Genomic DNA, 2,241 nt, shown 5'->3' with positions numbered 1-2,241 from the left:
GCCGGCGGGCGCACACCGCCGGGTGGGGGGGGGGCGGGGGGGCCCCCCCCCCCACGGGCAGGTGCACGGTCGGCATCGGCGTGCCCAGGCCGGCCAGCTCGTCGGCCAGCGCGTTGAGGAACCGCACCGCCGCCTTCAGGTCGGTCGGGGTGAACACCGGCACGTGCGCCAGGTCGCCGTAGCACAGGTGCAGCACCCACCGGGCGTCCGGCGCGGCGGTCAGGACGCCGGCCACCTGCCGGGTGAGGTGTTCGGTCAGCCCGGCCCACGCCTCGGGCGGGGTGAGGTGGTAGGCCACCAGCACGGCCGGCGTCTCCAGCTGGAGCTGCACCCGGTCGCCCCACCGGGCGACCAACTCCGTCACCTCCCGCACGACCGCCGTCTGCATGGTGGGCACCCACTCGCGGGCCGCCTCCATCGAGCCGAACGTGAACAGGGCGAGGTCGAGCGCGTTGGGGATGCCGACCTGGACGGGCGGCCGGTCGCCGGACCCGGAGGGGCACACCCGCTCCAGCGCGGCGAACGCCGCCTCGGCCTGCTCGACGCGGGCGAGGCGGACGTCCTCCGGGCACAGCTCGTCGCCCGGACGGACGCGGTAGTAGGGCATGTCGTCGTAACCCCGGCTCTCGCCGGCGCGCACCAGTTCGAGCGAGGGCACGGACGACATGTGGTGCGTGAGCCAGTCGATGATCCACCGCGGGTCGCGGTCGGACGGGAGGGCGGTCAACGGCGCCTCGCACCGGTGCCGGAGGAACCAGCCCATGGCGGTGACGGGGTCGTCGCACAGCGGGCGCGGCAGCGATCCCACGAGGTGGACGGGCAGCGCCCGGCGGTCCTGGTCCTGGCCGTGTGCGCGCGTGGGCGCGTCAGTGGTCGTGCGGGACATGAGAGTTCGTTCGCTTTCAACTGGAAAACAAGCCGTGACAGGCCGGGAGGACCGCAGGGTCTCCGCGTCGCTACCCGGTGTCACCGGGGATCCTGGCCGGACCGCCCCGACCACGTCCACTTAGGACGATCAACACGAGCCCACGGTGCAGATGATCCACGCGATCGTGTGACCCCCGCCCGCGCAACGCGATTCTCCGTGTCCGGCAAGAGGAATCACAACGTTGTTACCACTGCCGCAGCACGTCCGCGATGACCGCGACGCCCTCCTCGACGTCGCCCGGCGCGCTCGCGCCGTACCCGAGCACCAGGCCGGGCGGGCCGGGCCGCTGGGCGTGCCACGACAGCGGCTGCGCCTTCACCCCGCGGGCGAGCGCCGCGGCGGCCACCTCGACGTCCGACACCCGCGCGTCGAACGTGAGCAGCAGGTGCAGCCCGGCGGCCGCGCCGTGCACGACCGCGCCCGGCAGGTGCCGCGCGATGGCCGCGATCATGGCGTCCCGCCTGCGGCGGTGGCGGCGGCGGACGAACCGCAGGTGCCGTTCCAGCTCGCCGGACTCCATCAGCGCGGCCAGCACCAGTTGCGGCAGCACGGCGTTGCCGAGGTCGGCGTACCGCTTGGCCTCCACCACGGCCCCGTGGTACGCGCCCGGCACGAGCAGCCACCCCACGCGCAGGGCGGGCGCGAGGACCTTCGACACGCTGCCCGCGTAGCAGACCCGGTCGGGCAGCACCGCGCGCAACGCCGCCACCGGCGGCCGGTCGTAGCGGTGCTCCGCGTCGTAGTCGTCCTCGACGACGAGCCCGCCGGCGTCGGCCCACCGCATCAGCTCCCGCCGCCGCGCGCCGCCGAGGACGACGCCCGTCGGGAACTGGTGGGCGGGTGTCAGCAGGACCGCGGGCGCGCCGCCGGCGACCAGCTCGTCCACCCGGACGCCGTCGCCGTCCACCGGGACGGGCGGGGTGGCGAGCCCCTGGTCGCCCAGGTGCTGCCGCGCGCCGAGCGAGCCGGGGTCCTCCACGGCGACCCGGTCGACGCCGTCGCGGCGGAGCACCCGCGCGAGCAGCCCGAGGGCCTGCGCCACGCCGGCGACCACCACGACCTCCTCCGGGCCCACCCGGATGCCCCGGTAACGGGCCAACCAGCGGGCGACGGCGTGGCGCAGCGCCGGCGCGCCGCGGGGGTCGCCGTACCCGAGGTCCGCGGCCGAGAGGGTGGCGAGGACGGCGCGTTCGGCGCGCAGCCAGGCGGCGCGGGGGAACGCGGTCAGGTCCGGCACGCCGGGCGACAGGTCGATCCGCGCGGGCACGGCCCGCAGCGCGTCGAACACGTCCGCGCGGGGCGGGCGCCCGAAC

At 76.2% G+C, this 2,241-nt stretch carries 2 protein-coding genes; both read right to left on the bottom strand.

Features of this window, described 5'->3' with window-relative positions:
* A partial coding sequence (locus ACFXGA_RS40045) for a hypothetical protein (RefSeq protein WP_378098401.1) occupies positions 1–886 on the bottom strand: 886 nt, incomplete at its 3' end.
* Between the two features lie 226 nt (positions 887–1,112).
* Positions 1,113–2,241 (bottom strand): PLP-dependent aminotransferase family protein (locus ACFXGA_RS40040; protein ID WP_378098399.1); only part of this gene is annotated, 1,129 nt, incomplete at its 5' end.

It is taken from the genome of Actinosynnema sp. NPDC059335 (assembly GCF_042752395.1).
Lineage (GTDB): Bacteria > Actinomycetota > Actinomycetes > Mycobacteriales > Pseudonocardiaceae > Actinosynnema.
The sequence above is the reverse complement of the archived record's forward strand: the minus strand, read 5'-3'. Positions and strand labels throughout refer to the sequence as shown.